We start from the raw sequence: 2823 nt of genomic DNA, 5'->3' as shown, positions 1-2823 counted from the left end.
CTTGGCCCTTGGCCCTTCAACAGCGTCGCTCGCCCAAGCCAGATCAACCCGGGTAATCACCGAATCATGAGCAAAGACCGCCTAGGCACCGTCCGCGACATCAACGGTCCCATCGTCACCATCGACCTGCCCGGCGTGCGCAGCGGTGAGCAGGTGCGCATCGGCGAGATCGGCCTGGTGGGGGAGGTCATCTCCCTCTCGGGGCAACAGGCGACGGTGCAGACCTATGAAGGCACCGACGGCGTGCGCCCGGGAGAGCCTGCCGTCGGCCTCGGCTGGCCGCTGTCGGTGGAGCTGGGTCCAGGGCTCATGGGCGGCATCTTCGACGGCGTGCAGCGCCCGCTGTCGAAAATCGCACTCCAGTCCGGGGACTACATCGCCCGCGGCCTCGACGTGCCGGCGCTGGACCGCTCCAAGCAATGGGAGTTCGAGCCGAATCGGGAGCTGGAGCCGGGGCAGCAGGTCGGCCCGGGCAGCGTGCTCGGCACGGTGCAGGAAACGGAGACGGTGGTTCACAAGGTGCTGGTGCCCCCCGGCATCCAGGGGGAGCTGGAAGAGGTCGCACCCGCCGGCGAGTACGACATCGAGTCCACCATCGCCCATGTGCGCGACGCCAAGGGCACAACCCACCGGCTCAGCCTCTATCACCGCTGGCCGGTGCGCCGCCCGCGCCCGTATCTGCGCCGGGACGACGGCGTGTCGCCGCTCATCACCGGCCAGCGCGTCATCGACACCTTCTTCCCGCAGCTCAAGGGCGGCAAGGGCGCCGTACCCGGGCCCTTCGGCGCCGGCAAGACGGTGGTGCAGCAGCAGATCGCGCGCTGGTCGAATGCCGACATCGTCATCTACGTCGGCTGCGGCGAGCGCGGCAACGAGCTGGTGGATGTGCTGGAGAGCTTCCCGAAGCTGGAAGACCCCTACTCCGGACGCAAGCTCATGGAGCGCACGCTGCTGGTGGCCAACACCTCGAATATGCCCGGGGTGGCGCGCGAGGCGTCGGTGTACGTCGGCCTCACCAGGGCCGAGTACGACCGCGACATGGGCTATGACGTGGTCATGCTGGCGGATTCCACCTCGCGCTGGGCCGAGGCCCTGCGCGAGGTGTCCGGCCGCCTCGGGCAGATGCCGGTGGAGGAAGGCTATCCCGCCTATCTCGCCTCGCGCCTCGCCGCTGTCTACGAGCGGGCTGGGCGGGTCGAGACGCATGACGCGGGCTCCGGCTCGGTGACCCTGATCGGCGCCGTGTCTCCGCCCGGCGGCGACTTCTCCGAGCCGGTGACCAGCCACACCAAGGACATCATCGAGACCTTCTGGGCGCTGTCGAAGGAGCTCGCCGACGCCCGTCACTACCCGAGCATCGACTGGGTCACCAGCTTCTCGGGCCATGTGCACACGGCCGCCGAGTGGTGGCACGAGGAAGTCGACCGCCGCTGGGAGCAGCGCCGCACCGAGGCCCTGGCGCTGCTCGCCCGGGATGCCGAGCTCTCACGCATCGTCAACCTGGTGGGGCCGGAGGCCCTATCCGACGCCCAGCGCTGGCAGCTGGAAGGAGCCGCCCTGGTCAAAGAAGGCGTGCTCCAGCAGAGCGCGCTGGACGACGTAGACACCTTCTGCTCGCCGGATAAGCAGTTCGCGCTGCTGGACCTGGCACTCTCCATCTACGACAAGGGCATGGCCCTGATCGAGCTCGGTGTGCCCGTGTCTGAGCTCTCCGAGATGCCACAGCTCTCCAAGGCGCGGCGCTGCAAGAGCCTCTACAACAGCGATCAGGTGGCGGAGATCCGCGCCTTTGCGCAGGAGGTGGAGCAGGCGTTCGAGGGGATTCGGCTCGAGTATGCGAAGCAAAGTACCGAGTGACGAGGTGCGAGGAGCGAGGCTGACCTGCCTGCTCCCCCCTCGACACTCGATCCTAGACACTCGACACTATTCCAAATGAGCATCAAAGAATACCGCACCGCCAGCGAAGCCCACGGCGGCCTGATCAAGGTCCAGCGCACGCCCGGCATCGCCTTCGGCGACCGCGTGCGCATCACCGACAGCGCCGGCGAGACCCGTGACGGGCAAGTGATCCGCGCCGCCGACGAGGAGGTCCTGATCCTGGTGTTCGAGGGCATCGAAGACCTGGACCTGGAGGACATCTGGGTGCGCTTCTTGGACGAGCCGGTGGAAATCGCGCTGTCGCCGGAGATCCTCGGCCGCGAATTCAACGGCCTCGGCGAGCCGCGGGACGGCCGCCCGCCGGTGCTCTCCAACGTCCGCCGGCCGGTGGGCGGCTCTGCCATCAACCCCGCCGCCCGCACCTACCCGCGGGAGTTCATCCAGACCGGCATCTCCACCATCGATGGGCTGAACTCCCTGGTGCGCGGACAGAAATTGCCGATCTTCTCGGGCTCCGGCCTGCCGCACAATCGGCTTGCGGCGCAGATCGTGCGCCAAGCCAAGCTCAAGGACGAAGACACCAGCTTCTCCATCGTCTTCGCGGCCATGGGCGTGAGCTATGCCGATGCCAAGTTCTTTCGGGACGAGTTCGCCAACTCCGGCGTGCTGCGCAACGTGGTGATGTTTGTGAATCTCGCCGACGACCCGCCGGTGGAGCGCCTCACCCTGCCCCGTACCGCGCTCACCGCCGCCGAATACCTGGCCTACGACCTGGACCGCCATGTGCTCGTGGTCATGACCGACATGACTTACTACGCCGAGGCCCTGCGCGAGGTGGCCACGGCCAAGGGCGACGTGCCGGCGCGCAAGGGCTACCCGGGCTATCTCTACTCCGACCTCGCCGAGATCTACGAGCGCTGCGGGCGCATCCACGAGCGCCACGGC

At 67.8% G+C, this 2823-nt stretch carries 2 protein-coding genes; both read left to right on the top strand.

Going from position 1 to position 2823, the window contains the following annotated elements; translation table 11 throughout:
* Window positions 1-66 precede the first annotated feature (66 nt).
* On the top strand, window positions 67-1857 hold the full coding sequence (locus tag I6U14_RS12345) for a V-type ATP synthase subunit A (RefSeq protein WP_296899743.1): 1791 nt from the start codon (window positions 67-69) through the stop codon (window positions 1855-1857).
* A 75-nt stretch (window positions 1858-1932) separates the two neighbouring features.
* Window positions 1933-2823 (top strand): V-type ATP synthase subunit B (locus I6U14_RS12340; protein ID WP_296899724.1); only part of this gene is annotated, 891 nt, incomplete at its 3' end.

Origin of the sequence: Thiohalocapsa sp., assembly GCF_019695415.1 — a bacterium.
Lineage (GTDB): Bacteria > Pseudomonadota > Gammaproteobacteria > Chromatiales > Chromatiaceae > Thiohalocapsa.
The sequence above is the reverse complement of the archived record's forward strand: the minus strand, read 5'-3'. Positions and strand labels throughout refer to the sequence as shown.